Here is a 25,007-nt window from a genome sequence, read left to right as displayed (position 1 = left end):
GTAGGTTTCTGGACAGGAAGTCCCGTACGGCCGGCGCGGTGAAAGCGCCGGTACGACGGGACCGGGAGGAAGGCCTGACCATGACCGTGACCGCCACCACCGACGCGACCGCCACGAACCCCGTGCTGCGGATCGCCCCCGCGACTCCGGCCGCGGCCGCCGCCTTCTTCGGCGCGAGCCTCGCCTTCCACGCCGACGTGTCCGACGTCGCCTCCGTGCTCGCGGCGGGCGGCGACCCCGGGTTCGTCGTGCTCGACTCGCGCTCCACGGCCTCCTGGGACCAGGGACACGTGCCCGGCGCCGTCCACCTGCCCACCGCGCTCATCCCGGAGCAGGCCGAGCAGCTCCTCGACCGCTCCGTGCCCGTCGTCACCTACTGCTGGGGCCCCGGCTGCAACGGCGCGACCCGCGCCGCCCTGGCGCTCGCCGAACTCGGCTTCCAGGTCAAGGAGATGCTCGGCGGATTCGAGTACTGGGTGCGCGAGGGCTTCGCCTACGAGACCTGGGAGGGAAGCGAGCGGCGCAGCGCCGACGCGCTGACCGCGCCGGTGGACGCCGACGAGTGCGGCTGCTGAGTTTGCCGTCCGCCGCACCCCAAGGGGCCTGCCACGCCGAGGCGTTGGGGCGGAACAGGGGAATTCGGGCGGAGCGGGGGAGCGGAGGAGCCCGAGCGGAACGCTGCCTGTAACTTCTGCGCATGGCGCGTTACGCGGAACCGGGTGCGGTGGAGTGGGTCGAGTCGGGCGGCGGGCCGCTCATAGCGATTCCCGAGGTGGTCCTGCCGTTCTGGTCGGGGGCCGACGGCGACGACATGTCGTCCGACTACGACCGGGCCTGCGACGTCGAGGGGTTCATCGGCCTGGTGCCGGTGGGGGACACCCGGGCCCTGGTCCTCGGGGACGAACCCGCCTCCACCACGTTCCTGCCCCGGCACGGCACCTTCGTACGGTGGTGCGCCGCCGACTCCGAGGCCGAACTCCTCGCCGGCGTCCCGGCCGCGCTCGACGCGGCGGTGTGGGAGCCGGAGGTGCGGTGGGACGTCCCCGGACCGGTGCTCCTGTTCGACGCCGCCTGGCCGGGCCGGGTCTCCGAGCGGACGGACCACCTGCGGGTCGCCCTGGAGCCCGGCCGGTACGGCGTCCGCGCGGCCTACGTGGAACCGGGACCCGAGACGTGGCTGGGACTCGTACAGCTGCGCCGGCTGACCGGCTGACCCGGCGCCCGTCACGGGACCGGCGGCCGGGTCCGGGCTCCCGCCCGGGCCCGCCCGCCGGGGACGGCGGACCGGCTACAGCCGGGACAGCTCGTCCACCAGGTCGTCCAGCCCCAGGGAGCCCTGGGAGAGCGCCGCCATGTGCCAGGCCTTGGCGTCGAAGGCGGCACCGTGCCGCTTCCGCGCGTTCTCCCGGCCGAGCAGCCACGCCCGTTCGCCGAGCTTGTAGCCGATGGCCTGCCCGGGGATGGACAGGTAGCGGGTCAGCTCGCTCTCCACGAAGTCCGCCGGCCGGCTGCTGTGGGAGCCGAAGAACTCCTCGGCCAGCGCCGGGGTCCAGCGCTCACCCGGGTGGAACGGCGATTCGGCCGGGATCTCCAGCTCCAGGTGCATGCCGATGTCCACGATCACCCGGGCCGCCCGCATCATCTGCGCGTCCAGGTAGCCGAGCCGCCGCTCCGGGTCCGTGAGGAAGCCCAGCTCGTCCATGAGCCGCTCCGCGTACAGCGCCCAGCCCTCGCAGTTGGCGCTCACCCCGCCGACGCCGGCCTGGTAGCGGGAGAGGTCCTCGGCGACGTGCGCCCACTGCGCGAGCTGGAGGTGGTGACCGGGAACGCCCTCGTGGTACCAGGTCGACACCAGGTCGTACACCGGGAACCTGGTCTGGCCCATCGTCGGCAGCCAGGTACGGCCCGGGCGCGAGAAGTCCTCGGACGGGGCCGTGTAGTACGGGGCCGCCGCGCTCCCGGGCGGCGCGATACGGGACTCCACCCGCCGTACCCGCTCGGCGAGTTCGAAGTGGGTGCCGTCGAGAGCGTCGATCGCCTCGTCCATCAGGCCCTGGAGCCAGTCGCGGACCTCGTCGACCCCCTCGATGTGCGTGCCGTGCTCGTCCAGGTGCGCGAGCGCCACCCACGGGGTCGCGGCACCCGGCAGGATCTTCTCCGCCTCCTGCTTCATCTCGCCGAGCAGCCGGTGGTACTCGGACCAGCCGTACGCGTACGCCTCGTCGAGGTCGAGGTCCGTGCCGTTGTAGTACCGCGACCAGCGCGCGTACCGCTCACGGCCCACGGTGTCCGGCGCGCCTTCGATGGCGGGCGCGTACACGTCGCGCATCCAGTCCCGCAGGGACACCAGGGCCGCGGTCGCCGTGCGGGCGGCCGAGTCGAGATCATCGCGCAGGGCCTCGGGACCGGGCGAGACGAAGTCCTCGAACCAGCCGCGGCCCTGCCCGTGCGGGTCCGCCCACTCGGTCAGCTGGGTGATGAAGGTGGCCGTCGGACGCGGACCGCCGTACAGCTTGCGCTCCAGGCCGAGGGCCAGGGACTCGCGGTAGCCCTCCAGCGCGGCGGGCACCGCGCGCAGCCGCTCGGCGACGGCCGCCCAGTCCTCGTCCGTCCCGGTCGGCATGAGGGAGAAGATGTCACGCACCGAATGCGCGGGGGAGTGCAGGTTGCTCACCACCCGCAGTCCCTCGTCGGCGTCGTGCACGGCGAGTTCGGCAGTCAGGCGCTCACGCAGCAGACGGGCGCAGCGGCGCTCGATGCCGCTGTCCGCGCCAGGCTGCCGCTCGGCCTCGTCGAGCCGTGCCAGCGTCGTCCGTGCCAGCTCCGCCAGGGCCTCCTGGCCCGCGGGCGAGGTGTCCGGCAGCCTGGTCGAACTTGCCTTGTCGCCGAGGTAGGTACCGGTGACCGGGTCGAGGGCGATGAGCTCGTCGACATAGGTGTCGGCGACCTCGCGGGGCAGCGGGCTCTTGGTGTCTGACATGCGGACAATCCTCATACGAGGAACCCGTCCGCGTCAGCCCGATTCCGCTGAGGGCGTGGCTCCTTGTGCCCCGTGCGCCGATGTGGCCGTGGAGGCGTCCCGCTGCGGGGGCAGCAGGGGCCCGCAGTCCCACTGCTGGAAGATCAGCCGGGTCTCGACCCGGGCCACTTCGCGCCGGGACGTGAACTCGTCGATCACCAGGCGCTGCAGATCCGTCATGTCCGACACCGCCACGTGCACGAGGTAGTCGTCGGGGCCGGTGAGGTGGAAGACCGTACGGGACTCCGGCAGCGCCCGGATGCGGTCGACGAACGGTCCGACCAACTCCCGCCGGTGCGGCCTGACCTGCACGGACAGCAGGGCCTCCAGACCGCGCCCCAGCTTCGCCGGGTCGAGCCGCAGCTGGTGCCCGAGGATGACCCCGGCGCGGCGCAGCCGGGTCACCCGGTCCAGGCAGGTCGACGGCGCGACCCCGACCTGCGTGGCAAGATCGCGGTAGGTGGTCCGTGCGTCGTTCTGCAGCAGCCGCAGCAGATGAAGATCCACCGGATCCAGTACGACGGTTTCGGCCATGGCCCGAACGTAGCACGGGGTTCGACGCCGTAGGCCCGTCCGGTGTTCAGGCTGCGGCCATGGACTCCGTCACCCCGAACGCCTCCCGCGTCCCCGATCCTCGCCCCGCGCCCCGCAAGCTGGCCACCGAGGCCGTGCACGCCGGGCGCGACGACCTCGCACGGCTGGGCCTGCACGCCGCGCCGATCGACCTGTCCACCACCTACCCCTCCTACGACAGCCGGGGCGAGGCCGCCCGCATCGACGCCTTCGCCGCGGACGGCGCCGAACCGGAGGGGCCGCCGGTCTACGGGCGCCTCGGCAACCCGACGGTCGCCCGCTTCGAGACCGCGCTGGCCCGGCTCGAAGGCACCGAGAGCGCGGTCGCCTTCGCCAGCGGCATGGCGGCGCTCAGCGCGGTCCTGCTCGTGCGCAACGCGATGGGCCTGCGCCACGTGGTGGCCGTACGGCCGCTGTACGGATGCAGCGACCATCTGCTGACCGCCGGGCTGCTGGGCTCGGAGGTGACCTGGGTCGACCCGGCCGGGATCACGGACGCGCTGCGGCCCGACACGGGACTGGTCATGGTCGAGTCCCCGGCCAACCCGACGCTCGCCGAACTCGACCTGCGGGCCGTCGCGCACTCCTGCGGTTCGGTACCGCTGCTCGCGGACAACACCTTCGCCACGCCCGTGCTCCAGCGGCCGGCCGAGCAGGGCGCCCGTCTCGTCCTGCACAGCGCCACCAAGTACCTGGGCGGACACGGCGACGTCATGGCCGGGGTGGTGGCCTGCGACGAGGAGTTCGCGCGGGGACTGCGCCAGGTGCGGTTCGCGACCGGCGGGGTGCTCCACCCGCTCGCCGGCTATCTGCTGCTGCGGGGCCTGTCGACGCTTCCGGTACGGGTCCGGGCGGCCTCGGCCAACGCCGCCGAACTCGCCGGCCGGCTGGCCGCCGATCCGCGGGTGGCCCGCGTGCACTACCCGCGCATCGGCGGCGCCATGATCGCCTTCGAGGTCGTCGGCGACCCGCACGAGGTCATCGCCGGGGTCCGCCTGATCACCCCCGCCGTGAGCCTGGGCAGCGTCGACTCCCTCATCCAGCACCCCGCGTCCATCAGCCACCGCATCGTCCCCTCGGCCGACCGCCAGGACGCGGGCGTCAGCGACCAGTTGCTGCGTCTGTCGGTGGGCCTGGAGGACGTGGACGACCTGTGGGCCGACCTGGACACCGCACTGGGTTCGCGTCCGGAGCCGCGGGACCAGGGTCGCCGGCGCGAGGTGGCTGCACAGGGGGCCTGACGGCGGGCGCCGAGGGGAGGGGGCCGCGGACCGGCGGGTGCTGCGGACCGGTGGTGGCCGCGGTCAGGTGACGGCCGAGGCCCGGCGGGGCCGTGCCGACGGGTGGGAGTCGCGTCGATGGGCGAGGGTCGCGTCGGCCCGCGGGGCGCCGCGCTCTCCCGGCTCGCGCGAACGGCCCGGCGGGCTACGCCGGGCCGCTGCGGGTGGGGCTTGCCGTGCCTGGGGTGCACACGCCGCCCGCGGCGAGGCGGGTGGCCCCGCCGACGGACCGTCGTGGCCTGGCCGTCGCGGTGAGCGCGGTGGTGCTTCTGGTGCCTGCGGTTCCGGGTGTCGGGCGCGTACGGTCTCTGACGGGCCGGTGTCCAGGCGGGCCGGTGTCCAGGCGGGCCAGGCGGGCCAGTCGGGCCAGGCGGGCCAGGCGTGTCGGACGGTTGCGGGTGTGCCATACGGCCCCGGGGCGCCCGGCGTGCGGGGTGTTGCGGATGTGCCCGGCGTGCTCGACGTACCGGATGTGCCCGGCGTGCCCGGCCTACCGGACGCGCCCGGCGTACCGGATGTGCCCGGCGTGCCAGGCGTGCTCGATGTACCGGATGCGCCCGGCGTACCGGATGCGCCCGGCGTACCGGACGTGCTCGGGGTGCCCGGCCTACCGGACTTGCCCGGCGTACCGGACGTGGCCGCGTACCGGATGTGCCGGTGCCGGTGCCGTAATGGCACCTGCACCGGGCTCCGTCGTCAGTCCCGGGTGGCCCGTCCGCCCGCGTGGTTCCGCGACTGCGGTGCGGCGGACGGGGCGCTCTCGAGGCGGGCGGTGATGACGAGGGTGCCCTCCTCGATCTGGTAGTCGAGGGGGAGATCCAGGGCACGCATCGCGGCGACCATGCCCGTGTTGGACGCCTGCGTCACGGCGTACACGCTCTCGCAGCCCGCCTCGACCGCCATGGCGACGAGCCGGCCGAGGAGTTCCCCGCCGATACCGCGCCGCTGCCACTCGTCCTCGACCAGCAAGGCGACCTCGGTCTCGTCGCCGTCCCACAGGAGGTGGCCGAGGCCGACGATGCGGCCCGAGGCGGTCTGCACGGCGAGCGTCCGCCCGAAGCGGGGGCTGAGCAGGTGGTTCAGATAGCGGTCGGCGTCCCCGACGGGGCCGTGATACCGCATGCTCAGGGTGCGCGGCGAGCAGCGCTCGTGCATGGCCTTCGCGGCCTCGTGGTCGGCGGCGTCGGCCCGGCGCACCGTGATGGCGTTGCCCTCGGGCAGCGTCAGGACGTCGAGGCCGCGCGGGATGCGCGGTCCGAGCCGCGCGTCCAGCTCGACCAGCGCCCGCGCCCGGGCGAACTCGGTCGGCGTGAACGGCAGATACGGCCGCTCCACGGTGATCACGCCGCCCTCGGGAGCCCGCAGCCGCATCACCGTGTCCTCAAGGGCGCCCTCGACGGGGGCGGTCTCGTTCGCACGGCCGGAACCCGGTGACCTGGCGGGCAGTGAGCGGATTGTGCAGCGGCCGAGCAACTGCCGCAGCGCCAGCGGGAGTTCGGCGGCGTCCAGGGCGGTGCGGGTGGCGAGGCCGAGGACCCGGGTCGGCGCGTCCACCAGGTCGTGGGCGTCTGCCCGCTCGATCCACGTGCCGCTGCCGCCCGCCCCGGCGACGGCGCGGGTGACCTCGGCGGCGGTCAGGGCGGCGGGGGCGCGCAGCAGGAACTCGTCCACTGTGCCCTCGGCCAGCGGATGGGTCTGCAGGCTCAGGATGTCGACCTCGTGCCGGGCCAGCGCGGTGCACAGCGCGGCCAGCGAGCCCGGAGCGTCCTGCACCGTGGTCCGCATCCGCCACAGGACGGGTGCCTCCGCGGCGTCCCCGGACGCCGGGGCCTCGGGCTGCCCGGCCTGGAGTGCCCCGGCGGGCGGCCGGGCGCCGGTATCGCCTGTCGGCGGTGCGTGACCGTGGCGTCGTGCCCACCAGGTGTGGAATCCGGCCGTGGCGACCAGGACGACGGCCGAGATCCCCAGCAGGGCGGGGCCGTCGGGGCCGTGCCCGATCAGGTTGGCCACGGCGTCGGCCACCGCGACGGCCGTGAACAGGGCGGCGAGCTCGACGAGGTCCCGCCGCCAGTGGTGCACGGGGCGCCCGTGCTTCGTGCGCGTCACATCAGACATGTCCGGAGTCATGCAGCCACTGTGAAGGAACGGTGTTGCGTGATCACGAACGCTTTGTGACTGATCGGTTAAGTGTCTCTCTGTCCTTTTTATTTCATTTTCTATGATTGTCGTCACCGGGTGTGACGCGGACGGGAGACACTCCCGGTCACGCGGCGTTCAGCCGGACGCCAGCAGCGCGCCGGCCTCCTCCCCGTCGCTGGGCTCCTCTCCCAGGAACTGGGCCGCCCGCGCGCGCAGTCCCGGCGTCAACCGGTGCGCCGCCCGGGACAGTTCGGACCGCGCGGCGGCGTCCTCCAGCCGGTCGAAGTGGCGCTCCACGAGCTTCAGCGCCCGCTCCTGCACCCCGGAATCCTGGTGCGTGAACGCCGGTGCCACCGCGGGCAGCAGCTCCGCGGCCGTGGACGGATCGCGTCCGATCACCTTGGCCAGCAGGATGAGCTGGGTGCGGACCAGCTTCTTCTCGCTACGCGGCAGCACCCCGCCGGACATCTCCGAGATACGGCGGGCGGTCAGCTGCCCGTCGAGAGCGAGCGCGCCCAGCACGGCCTGGGCGTGTGCGGCCACGGCCGAGGGCGCGTCGCGGACCAGGGCGATCCAGTCGCCGACACGCTCCCGCCGTTCGTCCGGGGTGAGCTTCAGCGAGACCAACAGCCGCAGGAACACCCGGTGGTCGGCCGGCGACCCGCCCCGCAGCAGCCTGGCCACACAGGCGTCGACCATGGTCCGGCGGTCCAGCAGGCCCTCGCCGCCGAGCCGGGCCAGGGCCACCGTCCAGCTGTCGGCGCCCTCACCGTACTGCCACTCCACGCGGGCGCCGATGCCGTCGGTCGTGAAGAGGGCGGTGGCCAGCTCCGTCAGATGGGGATCCCTGCGCAGCCGGTCCAGGACGGTGTCCCCGCGCTTCCAGACATGGCCGAGATGCTCCATCCAGCCCTGGACATAGGCGTCCGTCGTCGGCGCGGCACACCCGGACAGCCGCACCAGACCCGCCATCAGCGCGTACGGCACACCGGAGGCGAGCGGCTGCTGGGCGAGCCGGTGCGTCACGTCGGCCAGCCACGCGGGGTCACGGTCCCCGAGCACGTCGAGCAGGACGGCCGGCGACGCCTGCGACCAGCGCAGATCGGGCGCCGCGAGCCAGGTGGCCGCCGCGGCGGCCCCGGTCTGGCATGCCGCTCCGGCCGCGTGCAGCGCGGGCTGGGCGCGGCGGGACTCCACGTTCCAAGGAGTCGCCCCCAGCTCCTTGCGGAGCTGTCTCAGCCCCGGGAGGCACGCCCTGCGTTCCGTATCGGTCATGCCGTCCAGCAGGCTCACGACCTCAGCCGTCCGCCCCGCCCGCACGGCCTCCATCAGCACACCCATCGCACGCCCCCGTCGATCCTCGGTCTCCCGGCCCCCACTGTGCGCACGACCCCGGCGCGGGCGGCGGCCCCGGCCCGGGAACGACCCCGGGCCGCACGGTCCGCGCGGCGCGCGCGAGGGTGGAGGACGCCGTGGAACGCGCCCTCGCGGCTTGGTGCGGCCGGGCGCCGACCCCGGCGTGCGGAGATCGCGTCATGGGAGAACCGTAGAGGCCACCACTGACAATGGCCCCTGTGCCGCCGGTGGTTGTGCCCGGCAGACCGTGGTGGCGCACGGCGAACGGAGCGGCGCACCGGGGGATGACTCCGGTGCGCTGCCCATCGGTTCGAGGGTACGGGACCGTCCGGCTCAGCGACGGGTCACTGCCCGACCCGGCCCGGTCGCAGCACCTTCGTGAACAGCACGGTGCCGTCCTGCTCGCGCAGCCGGACCGTCAGGTCGCCGCTGCCGCCGTCGATGTCCACCTCGCCGAAGAACTGGTAGCCCCCGGCGGGCGAGACGTTGGACGCGGTGGGCGCCTTCACGAACACCCGCTCGGGGCCGAACGTGCCGTCGAGGGCGCTGGCCGGGAACGCGCCGGCGTTCAGGGGGCCGGAGACGAACTCCCAGAACGGCTCGAAGTCGGTGAACGCGGCGCGCTCCGGCAGGTAGTGCTGGGCCGAGGTGTGGTGGACGTCGGCCGTCAGCCACACGGTGCCCGTGATCCGCCGGTGCTTGATGTACCGCAGCAGCTCGGCGATCTGCAGTTCGCGCCCGAGCGGTGCCCCCGGATCGCCCTGGGCCACCGCCTCGATGTTCTTCTGCCCCTCGGTGGTGTCCGGCACGACCAGCCCGAGGGGCATGTCGGCGGCGATCACCTTCCACACGGCGCGCGAGCGGGACAGTTCCCGCTTGAGCCACCGCAGTTGCTCCTCGCCGAGGATGCCCTGGGGGTCGGTGGTCTGGGTGCCGGGGGTGTTGGCGTTGCGGTAGGTGCGCATGTCCAGCACGAAGACGTCGAGCAGGGGGCCGTGGCGCACGACGCGGTGCACCCGTCCCTCCCGGGCGCCCGGACGCAGCGTGGAGACCGGGAAGTACTCGCCGAACGCGCGGTTGGCGCGCGCGGCCAGCACGTCGACGCTCTTCTCGGTGTACCGCGTGTCCGTCGCCGCGATCACCTCGCCCGGGTACCAGTTGTTGCGCACCTCGTGGTCGTCCCACTGCACGATGGACGGCACCTGGGCGTTGAAGCGGCGGAGGTTGTCGTCCAGCAGGTTGTAGCGGAAGTTGCCGCGGAACTCCGCCAGGGTCTCGGCGACCTTGGACTTCTCCTCGGTGGTGACGTTCCGCCAGGTGCTGCCGTCGGGCAGGGCGGCGGTCGCGGAGATCGGCCCGTCGGCGTAGATGTTGTCGCCGCTGCACAGGAAGAAGTCCGGGTCCAGCGCCGCCATGGCGTCGTAGATGCGGTAGCCCCCGCGGTCGGGGTTGATGCCCCAGCCCTGCCCGGCCAGGTCGCCCGACCACAGGAAGCGTACGCCGTCGCGCCGCCGGACCGGTGCCGTGCGGAAGGTGCCGGGGACGGGCTCGCCGGTGCGCCGCGGGTCGTCGGGGTCGGCGAGCAGCACGCGGTAGTGGATCTGCTCGCCCGGCGGCAGCCCGCGCAGCCTGGTCGTGCCGGTGAAGTCGGTGCCGGGGCCGAGCAGCGGACCGTGCCATCTCCTGGCGTTGCGGAAGGACTCGGTGGCCGACGTCTCGACGATCATCCGGGCCGGCCGGTCGGAACGCACCCACACCAGACCGGAGTCGGTCGTGACGTCGCCGGCCTGGACGCCCCAGCCCGCCTCCGGCCGTCCCGACAGGGCGAACGCCGGAGCGGCGCCGGCCGCAGCCGGCACGGCCAGGGCCGCCGACGCGGCGAGAGAGCCGCGCAGCACGCTGCGGCGGCCGGGAAACGGCGGACGGTGTGACATGGATGCGCCTCCAGGGACGGGTTCCGGCCAGTGTGCAGTGCCACAACTACTGGTGCGCCGCAGCGCACACGGAAACCCCAAGTGAACAACTGACCGCACCGGCAGGGGAACCGGCGTGCGCCACCGGCCGGCGACACACCGGCGAATCCCCGTCACCCGTGGCGTACCGCCGCCGCCATCAACTGCACCCCCTCCCGGATGCGGGCCGGGGACAGGTGCGCGTACCCCAGCACCAGCCGCACGCCCTCGTCGACCGCCGTGCCGTAGTCCGACAGCGGCCGCACCGCGATGCCCTCGGCGGCCGCGAGCCGCAGGAAGCGGTCCGGGGGCCCGTACCGGTCGGGCAGTTCGGCGATGGCGTGCAGTCCGGCGGCGATCCCCGACACCTTCGTGCCGGGGAAGTGCTCGTCGAGGGCGGCCACGAGCGTGTCGCGCCGCTCCCGGTAGGCGCGCTGGCAGCGCCGCAGCTGCCGGTCGTAGTCACCGCGCTCCAGGAACCGCGCCATGAGGGCCTGGTCGATGGCGGGATGGCCGAGATCCATGGTCCGCTTGCGTTCGACGACCTCTTCGGCGAGCGACCCGGGCACGAGGAGCCAGCCCAGCCGGAGCCCGGGCGCGAGCGACTTGCTGACCGACCCGGTGTACGCGACGCGCTCCGGGTCCAGGCCCTGGAGCGCGCCCACCGGGGCACGGTCGTAGCGGAAGTCCCCGTCGTAGTCGTCCTCGACCACGAGACCGTCCACCGAGCGGGCCCAGTCGAGCAGTTCGGCACGGCGCCGCGCCGAGTACGCGATCCCCGAGGGGAACTGGTGGGCGGGGGTGGTGACGACCGCCCGCACTCCGGAGTCGTACAGGGGGCCGGTCGACAGGCCCTCGCGGTCGAGCGGCAGGCGGACGGCGGTGAGGCCGGCCGAGGTGTAGAGGGCGCCGTGCTCGGGGCTGCCGGGGTCCTCCACACCGACGGTGCGCACCCCGCGCGCGTGGAGCACGAATCCGAGGAGCGTCGTCGCCTGCGCCACCCCGGAGACGACCACCACCCGCTCCGGGTCCGCGACCACGCCCCGGCGCCGGGAGAGCAGTTCGGCCAGGGCGGTCCGCAGCCGGGGCAGCCCCCGCGGATCGGGGTAACCGAGTGCGTGGTGGGGCAGTTCGGCGAGCACCCCGCGCTGCGCGGCGGCCCAGGCGGCGCGCGGGAACAGAGACAGGTCCGGTGTGCCGGGCAGGAAGTCGGCGCGGGCGCCCGGGGAGCGCGGCGCGAGATCGCGCGCGGGCGGTCGGGCCGCCCGGGCCGCGCCGCCCACCCAGGTCCCGGCGCCCCGGCCGCTGCGCAGGTATCCCTCCGCCGTCAGCTGCTCGTACGCCTCCGTGACGAGCCCTCGTGACACCCCGAGATCGGCCGCGAGTTCCCGGCTCGGCGGCAGCCGGGTGTCCGGCGCGAGCCGTCCCGAGCGCACCGCCTCCCGCAGCGCCGCCTGGAGGGTGCGGCCACGCGCGCGTGCGGGCGCCGACGCGGCCGGCAGCAGCAGCTCCCAGGCGGCGGCCCACGGCGACCGCGCCACGGCCCCCTCGTCCCGATTGGTCCCCGATGGCGTCATGGAAGTGGACCTTAAACCGGACCGGGACGCTTCGTAGCGTCACCGCCATGAACGCCACCACCCGCGGAGCCCTGCTCGCCGCCTTCGCCTGCGTCCTCGTCGGAGGCTCCTTCACCGCCAACAGCGTGCTGGGCCACTACCCGTACGCGGGTGGCCAGTTCCTGCGCTACGGCCTGGCCTGCCTGCTGCTCCTGCCCCTCCTCGGCCGGGGCGGCACGGCACCGCTGCGCCGCCTCGCCCCGCGCCAGTGGACGCGCCTCGCTCTCCTCGCGGCGGTGGGCATGGTCGGCTTCAACCTCGCCGTCATCGCGGCCGAACGCACCGCGGAACCGGCGGTTCCAGGGGTGTTCGTCGGCTGCGCCCCGGTGGCGGTCGCCGTCCTCGTCCCCCTCCTGGACGGGCGCCGGCCCCAACGCCTCGTCCTGTACGGGGCGTTGCTGGTCGCGGTCGGCGCCTTCACCGTGCAGGGATGGGGGCGTACGGACGGCGCGGGGATCGCCTGGTCCGCGTGCGCGCTCGGCGGGGAGGTCGGCTTCGCGGTCCTCGCCGTGCCCGTGCTGCGCCCGCTGGGGCCCCGGCTGCTGTCCGCCACCGTCTGCGCGGTCGCCGCGGCCGAGTCGGCCGCGGCGGGGCTGCTCGCGGACGGCGGCGGGTGGCTGCGCGTACCGGACGCCACCGAGGCGGCGGCCCTGCTGTGGCAGGCGGTGGTCGTCACGGTCGTCGGCTTCGTCTGCTGGTACATGGGCATGCAGCGCATCGGCGCGGAACGCGCCACGCTCTTCTCCGGGCTCATCCCCGTCGCCGCCGCCTGCACAGCGCCCCTCGTCGGCACGGGGGCGTACGGCGCCGCGCAGGCCGTCGGCAGTGCCCTCGTGGGGGCCGGTGTCGCCCTGGGCTCGGGGGCGCTCAGGGTGCGGGCGCGCCGGTCAGCGGCTGCCGTCCAGGACGACCCGCGCCACCAGGGCCGGATCGTCGTTCATCGGGACGTGGCCGCAGCCGGGCAGCCGGACGAGGCGGGCGCGGGGGATGATCCGCTTGGCGCGGACGCCCTGACGGCGGACCAGCAGCCGGTCCCGGGTGCCCCACGCGACGGTGACCGGCACTCCCGGGACGTCGTCGGTGAACCGGACGGTGATGCCGGCCCGCAGGGTCTCGGAGAAGCCCTCCGCGTGGGCGAGCGCGAGCGTCTCGGCGACGACTGCCTCGGGTGAACGGCGGTGAGGCCGCGCGTAGATGCTGCTCGTCAGCACCGTGCGCCCGGCGGCCGTCCGGGAGAGGCGCTCCACGAGGGGCAGCGGCAGGCGGCGCGCGGCGTGCCGCATCGCGGTCAGGACCCCGAAGGCGTACCGACGTTCGGCCTGCGTCCAGAAGCCCGCGGGCGACAGTGCCGTGACGGAGCGTACGAGCTTGTCGCGGCCGAGTCCGAGGGCCAGCAGGCCGCCGAGGGAGTTGCCCGCGACGTGCGGTCGGTCCAGGTCCAGGGCGTCGCAGAACGCGCTCAGCGCGGCGTTCATGGTGGCGAGGTCGTGCGTCAGCCCGACGGGCAGGGCGGGGGACTCGCCGAACCCGGGGAGATCCACCGCGATCACGTCCCGCTCGGCCGCCAGGATGTGCAGGACGGGGTCCCAGGCCTGCCGGTGGTGGCCTATGCCGTGCAGCAGGAGCAGCGGTTCGCCGGTGCCCACACGCGTGTAGGACAGGGTCACCGGCTCGGGGCCGTGCGGAGAGGGGACGGTGAAGGAGACCGTGGCGGACATGGTGCTGCTCCTCACATGGGACGCGCTGACGGGCGACGGGCACGGGTGACGGACACGTTCGTAGACAGCTTGTCAGCAATGGCTACCGGCGGGTAGCCCCCGTACCGGCCCGACTTGGAAGGCCCGCCGGACATCGTGCCCGACCGGCACCGAACGCCCGACGGCGCGGGCTCGACGCCCCGCCCGGCCGGCGCGGGCGCGCCGAGTGCCCGGCGCCGCGCCGTGGGTGGGATATCGCCTGGACACGAGGCCGGAGGTCGTATGGGATGGACGGGTGACCACGGACACCGGCACCGCCACCGACGTCTTCGAAGAGCACCGCCCCGTCCTGATGGGCGTCGCCTACCGCATGCTCGGCAGGGTCGCCGACGCCGAGGACGTGGTGCAGGAGGCGTGGCTCCGCTGGTCGGACTCCGACCGCTCGGACGTGCGCACACCGCGCGCCTACCTGGTGCGCGTCACCACCCGGCTCGCCATCGACCGGCTGCGCCAGGTGCAGTCGCGCAACGAGGCCTACGTGGGCCCCTGGCTGCCCGAGCCGTACGTCACCGAGTTCGGGGACACCGCGCCGGACACCGCCGAACGGGCCGTGCTCGCCGACTCCGTCTCCCTCGCCGTGCTCGTGGTCCTGGAGTCCCTGTCGCCCCTCGAACGCGCGGTGTTCGTGCTGCGGGAGGCGTTCGGATTCCCGTACGCGGAGATCGCCACCACCCTGGACCGCAGCGAGGCGGCGGTACGCCAGCTTGCGGGCCGGGCGCGCCGGCACGTCGAGGAACGACGGCCCCGCTACGAGGTCGATCCGGCCGAACGCCGCGCGCTGACCGAGCGGTTCCTCGCCGCCGCGGTGGACGGCGACCTGGCGGGCCTCATGTCCCTGCTGGCCCCCGAGGTCCAGCTGGTCGGGGACAGCGGCGGGCTGTCCAAGGCGCCGCTTCGGGTCCTGCACTCCGCGGACAAGGTGGGCCGCTTCCTGCACGCGGTCTCGGGCAAGGGCGTGCCGGACGTCTCGTTCCGCATGGTGGAGCTGAACGGCGGCGCCGCCTTCCTGGTGCTGTCCGGCGACAAGGTCGACAGCGTCTTCCAGTTGGACGTCACGGACGGCCGGATCCAGTGCGTCTACGTCATACGCAACCCGGAGAAGCTGCTCTCCCTGTCACCCCACTGACTCGCCGGCCCCACCTGCCCCACCGGCCCCACCGGCCCCGGAAGTCCCCGAAGCCCCCGTCGTCCCGGCGGGGGCTTCCTGCCGTGCGCCGGTTCACGCGCGGCCGGGTCCCCGGGCGGCCGTGCGCCCCGTGCCGCGCGCTCGTGTCGCGCACGTGACCCGGCGCGAACGCCGTATGAACGCTGCGCGGCAAGGCGCCCGAGCAATCCGCAAGGGATCGAGGATTGGTCTTGACCAAGGGTGGGGCCCGTCCTATGGTCGCAGGGATAGTGCAGGAACCTTTAATAAACAAGGGCGCTAAAACGCCGCCGGGCCACGGCGATTGCGGAGGACAGGGTGGGGACCACGCAGCTGGAAACGGTGCCGGAGCCGAAGTACTGGCATCTCAAGACCGTGCTCAGTGAGGCACTCGACTCCGAGTTCTCGGTGGGTGAGATCCTGCCCAACGAGCGGGACCTCGCGGCCCGGTTCGGAGTCGCCCGCGCCACGCTCCGGCAGGCCCTCGAACAGCTGGAACTGGAAGGCCGCCTGCAGCGCCGCCGCGGAGTGGGCACCACGGTCGCCCCGCCGCGCGTGGGCGTCGCCGTCGGGTCCGAGCAGCACACCTGGCCGGGCGCGGCCGGTGACGCCTGGCAGCCCGCGGACTGCACACTGGCCGTGCCGCCCGGCGCGGTCGCCGACATGCTGGAGACGGACCGCGGCGAGGCGGTGCACGTCGTGCGCCGCTCCCGGGTGACGCACGGGCAGCCGGTCGCCGCCGAACTGCTCTACGTCCCGGCCGCCTCGGTGCCGGACCTCAGCTCCATCGACGCACCCTCCGGTCCGGCCCGCGCGCGTGCCGTGCTGCGCGAGCTCCAGCGCCTGGGCCTGGAGGGCCAGGACCGTGCGGTGGAACTCGGCTCCGCGCGCGCGGACGACGCCAAGGAACTCGACCGCCTCCCCGGGGCCCCCGTCCTCGTCGTCACGACCCGCTTCTTCGCCGAAGGGCGCACGGTGGCCGTCTCGCTGGCCACGTACCGGGCCGATACCTGCCGGCTGACCTTCGGGGACTCCGGCGGCGTCGAGATCCACCACGACCAGGAGCGCCGCGCCTCCTGACCCGGCGGGCGACAGCGCCCGCACCCGAGTTCACGCGGGACACGTCGACGCCCCGGCCACCGGCCGGGGCGTCGACGTCTCTCGCCGCGTTTGAGGACGTGTCAGCGACGTGCGGTGACCGTGCCCTCCACGGCGAACAGCTGCTCCTCCACGTGGTCCAGGGCCAGCCGCAGCGCGCCCGTGGCGACCGCCGCCTCGCCCAGCAGGGACAGCGCCACCTTCGGGGGCCGCAGGCAGTAGCGCGCCAACTCCCGCCGCAACGGCTCCAGTACACCGTCGAGACCGGCCGCCCAGCCGCCGATGACGACCAGCTCCGGGTCGAGCGCGAGCACCAGCGCCGCCACGTCGTGGACCAGCCGCTGGATGAACCGGTCGACGGCGGCCCGGGCCCGCTGGTCGCCCTCGCGGGCGAGCGCGAAGACGTCGGCGACGGCCTGCTCGTCGAGGGGGTGCAGGGGCTCGTCCGTCGTCGACAGCAGCGTCTCCGGGGTCGCCCCGCGGCCCAGCAGGTGCAGCGCCCCGATCTCCCCGGCGGCGCCGCCGTAGCCCCGGTGCAGCCGGCCGCCGATCAGCGATCCGGCGCCCGGGCTCAGCCCAGCCAGGACGAACACCAGGTCGTCGGACTCCGTCGCCGAGCCCTTCCAGTGCTCCGCGACCGCCGCCGCGTTGGCGTCGTTCTCGACCAGCACCGGGCACTTGAAGGAGCGGCTGAGCCGTTCGCCGAGGGGCAGGCCCGTCCACTCCGGCAGGGCCGTACCGAGTCGGACGGTGCCGTCCGCCTCGACGATGCCGGGGCTGCCCACCCCCACCGCCCGCAGGGAGCTGCGCGCGACGCCCGCCCGGCGCAGCAGCTCGGCGACCGCGCCCCGCAGCCGTTCGAGCCGCTCGTCCGCCGGAGCGGTCTCCTCGACCTCCTTGGAGATGGCGCCCAGCACCCGGCCGTCCAGGTCGGCGAGGAGCGCGGCGACCCGGTGCGGGCCGATCTCCAGGCCCAGCAGGTGCCCCGCCTCCGCCCGGAACCTGAAGCGCCTGGCGGGCCGTCCCTGGCGCCTCGCGGCACTGTCGTCGGCGGCCTTCTCGACGACCAGCCCCGCCTCGATCAGACCCTCGACGACGCCCTCGACCGTGGGCCGGGACAGCCCGGTCACCCGGGTGATCTCGGTGAGGGTCGCGCAGTCCGTGGCACGCAGGGCGTGCAGCACCACCGCGGAATTGATCCTTCGCAGCAGAGAGGGGTCCCCGCCGGTCAACCGCCCCAACGTCTTTCCTCCCAGCTCGCGCGCGTGTTGGCCGGATCGTACTCGGCGTGGCGGCCTCCGGCGAGTGCCGGGCACCCCCAGGTTACCGACGGGTCCGTCTCAGCCCGGTGACACGAACCCCGACTCGTACGCCGTGATGACCGCCTGAGTGCGGTCGCGGGCGCCCAGTTTGGCCAGTACGGCGCTGACGTGGGACTTGACCGTCTCGGTCCCGACGATCAGCCGGGCGGCGATCTCCGCGTTGGACAGACCCCGGGCCATCAGGCGCAGCACCTCCGCCTCCCGCCCGGTCAGCGTGGCCCGCTCCAGCAGCGCCCGGGCCGCCGGATTCCCGCCGCCGTCGCCGTACTCGGCGGCCAACTGCCGCACGGACGCGGGGAGCAGCAGGGACTCGCCCTCGGCGACCAGCCGTACGGCGTGCACGATCTCGGCGGGCCGGGCCCGCTTCAGCAGGAACCCGTCGGCGCCGGCGCGCAGCGCCTCGTAGACGTACTCGTCGTTCTCGAACGTCGTGATCACGAGGATCTTCGGCGGGTCGGCGACGGTCCGCAGCACCGCCCGGGTGGCCTCGATCCCGTCCAGCAGCGGCATCCGCACGTCCATGGCGACCACGTCGGGGCGCAGCCGCCGCACCAGCGGGATCACCGCCGCGCCGTCGGCCGCCTCACCGCACACCTCGATGTCCGGCTGCGCTTCGAGGACGGCACGCAGACCCGCGCGTACGAGGGGTTCGTCGTCGACGAGCAGAACGGTGACGGGGGTGACCGGCATCCGGCCAGCGTAGATCAGCCCAGCGGCAGCTCCACGCGCACCCGCCACTCGCCCTCGTCGGGGCCCGTCCGCGCGCGGCCCCCGAGCAGCGCCGCGCGCTCCCGTATGCCCCGCAGTCCGCTGCCCCGGCCGGGACCGGGGACGGTCGCCGTCAGCGGGTTGCGCACCTCCAGGCCGAGGGTGCCGTCCGCGACCGCGACCCGGACCCGGACCGGCACTCCGCCCGCGTGCCGCAGCGCGTTCGTGAGGGACTCCTGGAGGATGCGGTAGCCCTCCCGGGAGACCGGGCCCGGAACGCTCTCCAGGGGGCCCGTCACCTCGGCGTCGACCTCGGCGCCGGAGGCACGCGCGGACTCCAGGAGGCGGTCCGCCTCGGTCAGCGCGGGACGGCTGCTCGCCGGGCGCTCCGCCTCGCGCAGCACACCCAGGACCCGCTCCAGGTCCTCCAGAGCGGCCCGGCCGGTGTCCTCGATCGCCGCCAGGGCCCGGTCCGTGAACGCCGGGTCCCGGGCCGTGCGCGCCGCTCCAGCCTGCACCACGGCCACCGTCAGCGCGTGCCCTATGGAGTCGTGCAGTTCCCTGGCGATGCGGTTGCGCTCCAGCAGCTGCTCGGTCCGCTCCTCCAGGGCCGCCAGCCGCTCACCGGGGGAGGGGCCGAGCAGGCGGCGCGCGAGCGCCGTGACCAGGCCGCCCAGACCGAGGACCGCGGCGTACAGGGCGAGCACGGGCAGCGGGACGAGCAGGACGTAGCCCCAGTGCGGGTGGTCCACCGTCAGGAGCGGGTCGTGGACCGGCGCGTCGCCGAAGGCGGCCCGGAACAGATCGACGACGAGCACCGGCAGCCACACGCACACCGCCGTCGTGACCGCCCCCAGCGCCATCCGCGCCTCCAGCCACAGCACCGTCCGCAGCCGGTCCCGCCACGCGGCCGACCTGGTGACCGAGACGGCCGTCCCCCCGTCCGGCATCAGCATCAGGCGCGCCTGCACACCCTCGCCCGCCCGCACGGCCGGAACCAGTCCCAGCGGGATCAGCAGCAGGGCCGGCACCCACGGCCGGGACATGTCGATGAACAGCCACACGCTGACGAAGAGCATCGGCACCCACAGGTGCAGCAGACGCGTGTACGTCGTCGCGCTCGTCAGCGGGCGCAGGAACCGGTCCATTGCGTCATCGTGCCAGGCGGCACCGACAGCGGGGCTCCCCCGAGCGGGGGAGACGCTTTCCCCGCGCGGGGGAGGGACGGCGGCCCGGACACGGCCACGCTGGTGCCATGACCAGCATCGACGTACAGGACCTCACCAAGGAGTACGGGACCGGACGCGCCGTGGACGGGCTGACGTTCAGCGTGCGGCCCGGCCGGGTCACCGGGTTCCTCGGGCCCAACGGCGCCGGGAAGTCCACCACCATGCGGCTCGTGCTGGGGCTGGACCGGCCCACGTCCGGCACCGCCACGATCGGGGGACGGCCCTACGCCTCGCTGCGCGAGCCGCTGCGTCAGGTGGGCGCGCTGCTCGACGCGGGCGCCCCGCACGGCTCCCGCACCGCGCGCGACCACCTGCGCGCACTGGCGGCGAGCAACCGCGTCCCGGGACGCCGGGTGGACGAGGTCCTGGAGGAGACGGGACTCGCCCCGGTCGCACGGCACCGGGTGCGAACGTACTCGCTGGGCATGCGGCAGCGGCTCGGCATCGCGGCTGCGCTTCTCGGCGACCCCCCGGTGCTGCTGCTGGACGAGCCGTCCAACGGACTCGACCCCGAAGGCATCGTCTGGATACGGGAGTTGCTCCGCCGGCTCGCCCGGGAGGGCCGCACCGTCCTGGTCTCCAGCCATCTGATGACCGAGACGGCGTCCTTCGCCGACCACCTGATCGTCCTCGGCCGGGGACGCCTGCTCGCCGACACGCCCGTGCGGGAGTTCATCCACGCGCGCGTGCGGCCCCGCGTCCGGGTGCGGACCACGGACGGCAAGGAGCTGAGCCGCCTGCTGGCACGGCACGGCCACGAGGCCGTCGAGGGCGAGGACGGACGCTGGACCGTGCCGCACGCGCGCGTGGAGGACATCGGGCACCTCGTCTCCGGCGCCGGGCTCCCGATCCTCGAACTCGCGGCGGAGGAAGCCACCCTGGAACAGGCCTACCTCGAACTGACCTCACCGGAGGCCGAGTTCACCGCCACACCGTCCCCCGTACCGTCTCAGGAGGCCTCACCGTGCCGTTCGTCCCCGCACTCCACGCGGAGTGGATCAAGGTCCGTACGCTGCGCCCACTCCTCGGAGCGCTGCTCGCGGTCCCGTTGCTCACCGCCTCCTTCTCCGCGCTCGCCGGGGCCGACGAGTCCGACGGCACCGGATTCGACGCCCTGTACTCGGCGTTCTTCGGCGTCAGCTTCGGGCAGATCGCGGCGGTCACCTTCGGCGCGCAGGCCGTCGCCGCCGAGTTCCGGGAGGGGGCCCTGCGGGTCTCGCTGACCGCGATGCCGGACCGATGGCGCTGGTTCGCGGCCAAGGCGGTGGCCGTCGGCGTACCGGCACTGGCCGTGGGCCTGGTCACCGGAGTCGTGACGCTCGCCGTCGGGAAGGCGGTTCTCGGCTCCCGCTGGAGCGGTGTCACCGGGGCCGAGGCGCTGCGCGGCGTCGTCGGCTGCGGCCTCTACCTCGCCCTCATGGCCCTTCTGGCGGCCGGACTGACCGCCCTGCTGCGCAGCGGGGTCGCGACACTGGGCATCCTGATCCCGTTCCTGCTCATCGTCTCCTTCGTGGTCGGCGGGGTCTCCGGCGGCGCGGCCGACTACCTCCCCGACCGGGCGGGCCAAGTGGCGCTGCGCGACAGCTGGGACGGCGCCCTCGGCCCCTGGACCGGACTGGCCGTGACCGCCGCCTGGGCGGTGGCGGCCCTGTGCGCGGGAGCGTGGAGCGTCCGGCGGCGCGACCCCTGACGGTCACCGGGCCCACGGGGGTGGGGCGCTGACGGACCGCCAATTGTCAGTGGGGGTCGGTTTACTGGACGGCATGACCATCGCGCGGCAACTCGCCACGATCGACCGGCTGTGCTCCGAGGCGTTCCCCCCGGAGCCCGGCCGATCGGACGTCGGCACCGGGGGACCGGGCTACCACCTGGCGGAACTGGCCACGAGCGAGGACTTCTGGGAGGACGACGGCACCCGCCGCCTGGAGGCGGAGGAGCAGTACGAGGCCGACCGGGACGGCCTCGCGGAGCGGCTGGCGGACCGCTGGGGCCCGCCGCGGAGGTTCTCCCTGATGAGCGTCCTCGAACGGGCCGAGGCGGGCGAGGAGATACCGGAGCCGTGGGGCTCGCTGAGCGCCCACGTGCCCGACCTGCACCTCTGGCGGGCGGAGGCGCACGGCCGCTGGATAGCCCTCGGCGTCTCGCAGTGGGACAAGGAGCTGCCCTTGCAACTCCTCGCCGTGGTCACGGTCATGGACCCGCCCTGACCTGACGGCGCCCGCCCGCACCGCCTCGGAGCAGGGTCCGGAGGACGCCAGGCACGCGCTCCGCGGACCGGTCCCTACGAGGGACCCCCGCCGTCCGCCTCCGCGGCCTCCCGCAGACGGGCGAACTCCTCCGCCATCGACGCCGCCGTCCAATGGGCGTTCAGACCGCTCGGGTTGGGCAGCACCCACACCCGGCTGCTCCCGATCGTCCGCTCCTGCGGCCCCACCTTGGCCTTGCGGTCGTCGAACGCGGCGCGGTACGCCGTGACACCCACCACGGCCAGCCACCTCGGACGCAGCCGCTCCACCTTGGCGGCGAGCAGCCGTCCGCCCTCGCGGTACTCCTCGGCGGTCAGTTCGTCGGCCCGCGCCGACGCGCGCGCCACCACGTTCGTGATCCCGAGCCCGTACGACGGCAGCTCGCCCTGTTCGGACGGCTTCAGCAGCCGCGGGGTGAAACCCGACAGGTGCAGCACGGGCCAGAAGCGGTTGCCGGGCCGGGCGAAGTGGTGGCCGGTGGCGGCGGTCATCAGACCCGGGTTGATGCCGCAGAACAGGACGCGGAGGCCGTCCGCGACGACATCCGGCACCAGCCGGTCGCGGGCGGCCTCCAGGTCCGCGGGAGTGGGCCGCGTCAGAGGATCGCCCCCGGGGTGTAGCCCGCGGCCTGCGGGTACTGCTTGACGATCTCCTCGATGCGGCCGACGACGACGGCGACCTGACCGGCGGCGGCACCCGTGAAGGACAGCTTGTCGGCCATCAGGGCGTCGAGCTGGGCGCGGTCCAGCGGGATGCGCTCGTCCGCGGCGAGCTTGTCGAGCAGCCCGTTGCGCTCGGCACCCTGCTCGCGCATGGCGAGGGCGGAGGCGACCGCGTTCTCCTTGATGGCCTCGTGCGCGACCTCGCGGCCGACACCGGCCCGCACCGCGCCCATGAGGACCTTCGTGGTCGCCAGGAAGGGCAGGTAGCGGTCCAGCTCACGGGCGACGACGGCGGGGAAGGCGCCGAACTCGTCGAGGACGGTCAGGAAGGTCTCCAGGAGGCCGTCCAGGGCGAAGAACGCGTCCGGCAGCGCGACCCGGCGCACCACCGAGCACGACACGTCGCCCTCGTTCCACTGGTCGCCCGCCAGCTCACCCGTCATGGAGGCGTAGCCCCGCAGGATCACCATCAGGCCGTTGACGCGCTCGCAGGAGCGGGTGTTCATCTTGTGGGGCATCGCCGAGGAGCCGACCTGGCCCGGCTTGAAGCCCTCGGTGACCAGCTCGTGGCCGGCCATCAGCCGGATCGTCTTGGCCAGCGAGGACGGAGCCGCCGCCAGCTGCACCAGCGCGGTCACGACCTCGTAGTCGAGCGAGCGGGGGTAGACCTGGCCGACCGAGGTGAACGCCTGCGAGAAGCCGAGGTGCCCGGCGATGCGCTGCTCCAGGTCGGCGAGCTTCGAGGCGTCGCCGCCGAGCAGGTCGAGCATGTCCTGCGCGGTGCCGACCGGGCCCTTGATGCCGCGCAGCGGGTAGCGGCCGAGCAGTTCCTCGACCCGCGCGTGGGCGACGAGCAGCTCGTCGGCCGCGGTCGCGAACCGCTTGCCGAGGGTGGTGGCCTGCGCGGCCACGTTGTGCGAGCGGCCGGCCATGACCAACTCGCCGTACTCGCCGGCCAGCTTGCCCAGACGCGCCAGGACGGCGACCGTACGGTCGCGCACCAGCTCCAGCGAGAGGCGGATCTGGAGCTGCTCGACGTTCTCCGTGAGGTCACGGGACGTCATGCCCTTGTGCACGTGCTCGTGCCCGGCGAGGTCGTTGAACTCCTCGATCCGCGCCTTCACGTCGTGCCGCGTGACCTTCTCGCGCTCCGCGATCGAGGCCAGGTCGACCTGGTCGAGCACCCGCTCGTAGTCGGCGACGGCGGCGTCCGGCACCTCGATCCCGAGGTCCCGCTGGGCCCGCAGCACGGCGAGCCAGAGCTGACGCTCCAGCTTGACCTTCTGCTCGGGGGACCAGAGCGTGGCGAGCTCGGCGGAGGCGTAGCGTCCGGCGAGTACGTTCGGGATACGGGGCTTTGCAGGCGCGGCAGTCACGTGTACGGATTCTACTGGCGATTCGTGCAGGCCAGCGCCGCGGGGTTGTTCGTCGGAAGCTACGAGTGCGCGCCGGGGCAGGGGAGCGTCCCGGGCCGGCGGGCGGCGGCCGGCCGCTCACGAGGCGTCGGCCAGCTCCGCCAGGATGTCGCCGTGGCACAGCTCGGGGGCGCACCAGCACGCCAGCGTCCTGCCCCGCAGCGCGGGGACCTGCTCCAGCAGCTCGGGCCGTTCGAGGAGGTACGCCCGGTACTTGGCCATCACCTCGGCGCGGGTGCCGTCACGCTTCTTCTTGGGGGTGTCGTAGGCGAACGGGTTGTACAGCGGGTGCTGGGGGAGGTCCCAGTGGCCCAAGGTCCAGCGCCGCCCGATGTACACCAGGTCGTCGGGGGCGTCCTCCAGCCGGGGGCCGAAGTCGTGGATCCGCCCCTTGAGGTTGATCACGGAGGTGCTCACCCTGGCTCCCTTCGCCGCGCGTCCCGCCGAACCGATCCTGCGCCACCGCGCCGGTCCACGCCACCGCCGACGCAGCGCGAGCCCGTCGGCGGGCGCCGGGGCTCATGCCTCCGGCTTCTCCCACGGCAGCAGGTGGGGACGCTTGGCCGGCAGGCCGTCACCCGAGGAGCGGCCGGTCAGCCGGCGTCCGATCCACGGCAGCAGGTGCCGGTGGGCGAACCGCACGTCCGCCGTGCGGCGCGCGACCCAGCCGGGCGGCAGGCTGGGCGGCATCGGTGCGTGCCAGTCGACGTCCTCGGGGTCGTAGCCGAGCGCCTGCCAGACGGCCTCGGTGACCCGGCGGTGCCCGTCGGACGTCAGGTGGAGCCGGTCCACGTCCCACATGCGCGGATCGGACAGCGAGGCGGCGCCGTACAGGTCGACCACGATGGCGCCGTGCCGGGCCGCGAGGTCGTCGATGCAGGCGAACAGTTCCTCCATGCGGGGCCGGAAGCGCTCCAGCACCGGGCCGTTGCGGCCGGGGCTGCGCATGAGCACGAGCTGCTTGCAGGAGGGCGCGAGCCGCTCCACGGCCTCTTCCAGCAGGCCGCGGACCCGGCCCATGTCGCACTTGGGCCGCAGGGTGTCGTTGAGCCCGCCGACCAGCGTGATCACGTCGGCCTCCATGGCGGCGGCCAACGGCACCTGCTCCTCGACGATCTGGCCGATCAGCTTGCCGCGGACCGCCAGGTTGGCGTAGCGGAAGCCGGGCGTGTGCGCGGCCATCCGGGCCGCGAGGAGGTCGGCCCAGCCGCGGTACGAGCCGTCGGGCAGCAGGTCCGACATGCCCTCGGTGAAGGAGTCGCCGACCGCGACAAGACTGGTGTGGGTGGGTTTCGTCTGCATGGCGAGAGCGATGGTAACGCGGCTCCATACCCGCCGGTCGGTCGGCCTCCGCCTACGGCCGCCTACGCGGACGGACCCGGCGGGGCCCCCCCCCCCGCCCCCCCCCGCCGCCCCCCCCCCCCCCCCCGCGGCCCCCCGGGCCCCCCCCACCCCGCCGCCGCTCCGCCCCCCCGGGCCGCACCCGCCCGC

The 25,007-nt window shown here is 74.2% G+C and carries 21 protein-coding genes and 2 pseudogenes; 9 read left to right on the top strand and 14 right to left on the bottom strand.

Annotated elements, in window-relative coordinates; translation table 11 throughout:
• Nucleotides 1-80 precede the first annotated feature (80 nt).
• A complete protein-coding gene (locus tag ACFYQQ_RS37445; RefSeq protein WP_355779627.1) occupies nucleotides 81-575 on the top strand; it encodes a rhodanese-like domain-containing protein in 495 nt (164 codons plus the stop codon).
• A gap of 122 nt (nucleotides 576-697) precedes the next feature.
• Nucleotides 698-1,213 carry an immunity 21 family protein gene (locus ACFYQQ_RS37440; RefSeq protein ID WP_356171213.1) on the top strand — a complete coding sequence of 172 codons (516 nt, stop codon included), beginning with the start codon at nucleotides 698-700 and terminating at the stop codon, nucleotides 1,211-1,213.
• A gap of 75 nt (nucleotides 1,214-1,288) precedes the next feature.
• Here the strand turns inward: ACFYQQ_RS37440 and ACFYQQ_RS37435 are convergent, their stop codons facing one another.
• Together ACFYQQ_RS37435 and ACFYQQ_RS37430 are read right to left on the bottom strand one after the other, a co-directional pair.
• Nucleotides 1,289-2,980 carry a DUF885 domain-containing protein gene (locus ACFYQQ_RS37435; protein ID WP_388906990.1) on the bottom strand — a complete coding sequence of 564 codons (1,692 nt, stop codon included), beginning with the start codon at nucleotides 2,978-2,980 and terminating at the stop codon, nucleotides 1,289-1,291.
• Between the two features lie 33 nt (nucleotides 2,981-3,013).
• Nucleotides 3,014-3,553, bottom strand: a complete 540-nt coding sequence (locus tag ACFYQQ_RS37430; RefSeq protein WP_355794126.1) for an Lrp/AsnC family transcriptional regulator — start codon at nucleotides 3,551-3,553, stop codon at nucleotides 3,014-3,016.
• Between the two features lie 59 nt (nucleotides 3,554-3,612).
• Here ACFYQQ_RS37430 and ACFYQQ_RS37425 point away from each other — a divergent pair, with 59 nt between their 5' ends.
• On the top strand, nucleotides 3,613-4,833 hold the full coding sequence (locus ACFYQQ_RS37425) for a PLP-dependent transferase (RefSeq protein ID WP_355794125.1): 1,221 nt from the start codon (nucleotides 3,613-3,615) through the stop codon (nucleotides 4,831-4,833).
• A gap of 735 nt (nucleotides 4,834-5,568) precedes the next feature.
• On the opposite strand, the gene ACFYQQ_RS37420 is transcribed toward ACFYQQ_RS37425, so the two are convergent.
• From ACFYQQ_RS37420 to ACFYQQ_RS37405, 4 genes are all read right to left on the bottom strand, one after another.
• Nucleotides 5,569-6,951: a GNAT family N-acetyltransferase gene (locus ACFYQQ_RS37420; protein ID WP_388907051.1), complete on the bottom strand. Its 1,383-nt coding sequence runs from the start codon at nucleotides 6,949-6,951 to the stop codon at nucleotides 5,569-5,571.
• Nucleotides 6,952-7,146: 195 nt separating this feature from the next.
• A complete protein-coding gene (locus ACFYQQ_RS37415; RefSeq protein WP_356171205.1) occupies nucleotides 7,147-8,352 on the bottom strand; it encodes a DUF6493 family protein in 1,206 nt (401 codons plus the stop codon).
• Between the two features lie 359 nt (nucleotides 8,353-8,711).
• Nucleotides 8,712-10,301, bottom strand: a complete 1,590-nt coding sequence (locus ACFYQQ_RS37410; protein WP_355794303.1) for an alkaline phosphatase D family protein — start codon at nucleotides 10,299-10,301, stop codon at nucleotides 8,712-8,714.
• A gap of 152 nt (nucleotides 10,302-10,453) precedes the next feature.
• Entirely contained in the window at nucleotides 10,454-11,896 is a 1,443-nt protein-coding gene (locus tag ACFYQQ_RS37405) for a PLP-dependent aminotransferase family protein (protein ID WP_356243720.1), read from the bottom strand.
• Between ACFYQQ_RS37405 and ACFYQQ_RS37400 the strand changes: the two are divergent.
• Nucleotides 11,887-12,729, top strand: a pseudogene (locus ACFYQQ_RS37400) (EamA family transporter); the annotation flags it as partial. The gene ACFYQQ_RS37405 and the pseudogene ACFYQQ_RS37400 sit on opposite strands and share 10 nt — an antisense overlap.
• A 93-nt stretch (nucleotides 12,730-12,822) precedes the next feature.
• On the opposite strand, the gene ACFYQQ_RS37395 reads toward ACFYQQ_RS37400, so the two are convergent.
• Nucleotides 12,823-13,653, bottom strand: coding sequence for an alpha/beta fold hydrolase (locus tag ACFYQQ_RS37395; protein ID WP_355796196.1), 831 nt, complete (start codon nucleotides 13,651-13,653; stop codon nucleotides 12,823-12,825).
• Nucleotides 13,654-13,927: 274 nt separating this feature from the next.
• On the opposite strand from ACFYQQ_RS37395, the gene ACFYQQ_RS37390 reads away from it, so the two are divergent.
• On the top strand, nucleotides 13,928-14,818 hold the full coding sequence (locus ACFYQQ_RS37390) for an RNA polymerase sigma-70 factor (RefSeq protein ID WP_356171200.1): 891 nt from the start codon (nucleotides 13,928-13,930) through the stop codon (nucleotides 14,816-14,818).
• Between the two features lie 336 nt (nucleotides 14,819-15,154).
• A complete protein-coding gene (locus tag ACFYQQ_RS37385; RefSeq protein ID WP_388906983.1) occupies nucleotides 15,155-15,916 on the top strand; it encodes a GntR family transcriptional regulator in 762 nt (253 codons plus the stop codon).
• Between the two features lie 101 nt (nucleotides 15,917-16,017).
• Here the strand turns inward: ACFYQQ_RS37385 and ACFYQQ_RS37380 are convergent, their stop codons facing one another.
• The 3 genes from ACFYQQ_RS37380 to ACFYQQ_RS37370 all read right to left on the bottom strand — a co-directional run bounded on the left by ACFYQQ_RS37380 (nucleotide 16,018) and on the right by ACFYQQ_RS37370 (nucleotide 19,112).
• On the bottom strand, nucleotides 16,018-17,175 hold the full coding sequence (locus ACFYQQ_RS37380; RefSeq protein WP_356171194.1) for an ROK family transcriptional regulator: 1,158 nt from the start codon (nucleotides 17,173-17,175) through the stop codon (nucleotides 16,018-16,020).
• Nucleotides 17,176-17,274: 99 nt separating this feature from the next.
• Nucleotides 17,275-17,946, bottom strand: a complete 672-nt coding sequence (locus ACFYQQ_RS37375) for a response regulator transcription factor (protein WP_356171191.1) — start codon at nucleotides 17,944-17,946, stop codon at nucleotides 17,275-17,277.
• Nucleotides 17,947-17,960: 14 nt separating this feature from the next.
• A complete protein-coding gene (locus ACFYQQ_RS37370) occupies nucleotides 17,961-19,112 on the bottom strand; it encodes a histidine kinase (protein ID WP_355791689.1) in 1,152 nt (383 codons plus the stop codon).
• Between the two features lie 107 nt (nucleotides 19,113-19,219).
• Here ACFYQQ_RS37370 and ACFYQQ_RS37365 point away from each other — a divergent pair.
• The 3 genes and pseudogenes from ACFYQQ_RS37365 to ACFYQQ_RS37355 form a co-directional block, all read left to right on the top strand.
• A pseudogene (locus tag ACFYQQ_RS37365) lies at nucleotides 19,220-20,128 on the top strand (ABC transporter ATP-binding protein); the annotation flags it as partial.
• 29 nt (nucleotides 20,129-20,157) lie between these two features.
• Nucleotides 20,158-20,883 carry an ABC transporter permease gene (locus ACFYQQ_RS37360; protein WP_388906978.1) on the top strand — a complete coding sequence of 242 codons (726 nt, stop codon included), beginning with the start codon at nucleotides 20,158-20,160 and terminating at the stop codon, nucleotides 20,881-20,883.
• A 73-nt stretch (nucleotides 20,884-20,956) separates the two neighbouring features.
• Nucleotides 20,957-21,400 carry a hypothetical protein gene (locus tag ACFYQQ_RS37355; protein WP_356171181.1) on the top strand — a complete coding sequence of 148 codons (444 nt, stop codon included), beginning with the start codon at nucleotides 20,957-20,959 and terminating at the stop codon, nucleotides 21,398-21,400.
• A 74-nt stretch (nucleotides 21,401-21,474) separates the two neighbouring features.
• On the opposite strand, the gene mug is transcribed toward ACFYQQ_RS37355, so the two are convergent.
• From mug to ACFYQQ_RS37335, 4 genes are all read right to left on the bottom strand, one after another.
• A complete protein-coding gene (gene mug, locus ACFYQQ_RS37350; RefSeq protein ID WP_356171179.1) occupies nucleotides 21,475-21,990 on the bottom strand; it encodes a G/U mismatch-specific DNA glycosylase in 516 nt (171 codons plus the stop codon).
• A 44-nt stretch (nucleotides 21,991-22,034) separates the two neighbouring features.
• Nucleotides 22,035-23,477, bottom strand: coding sequence for an adenylosuccinate lyase (purB, locus tag ACFYQQ_RS37345; protein ID WP_355787939.1), 1,443 nt, complete (start codon nucleotides 23,475-23,477; stop codon nucleotides 22,035-22,037).
• Between the two features lie 117 nt (nucleotides 23,478-23,594).
• Entirely contained in the window at nucleotides 23,595-23,933 is a 339-nt protein-coding gene (locus ACFYQQ_RS37340) for a DUF4326 domain-containing protein (RefSeq protein WP_355787936.1), read from the bottom strand.
• Nucleotides 23,934-24,035: 102 nt separating this feature from the next.
• Nucleotides 24,036-24,818 carry an SGNH/GDSL hydrolase family protein gene (locus ACFYQQ_RS37335; protein WP_356171170.1) on the bottom strand — a complete coding sequence of 261 codons (783 nt, stop codon included), beginning with the start codon at nucleotides 24,816-24,818 and terminating at the stop codon, nucleotides 24,036-24,038.
• Between the last annotated feature and the right edge of the window lie 189 nt (nucleotides 24,819-25,007).

The sequence above is a fragment of the Streptomyces sp. NPDC005496 genome (genome assembly GCF_042872045.1).
Classification (GTDB): Bacteria; Actinomycetota; Actinomycetes; order Streptomycetales; family Streptomycetaceae; genus Streptomyces.
This window is presented reverse-complemented; position numbering and strand designations above follow the sequence as displayed.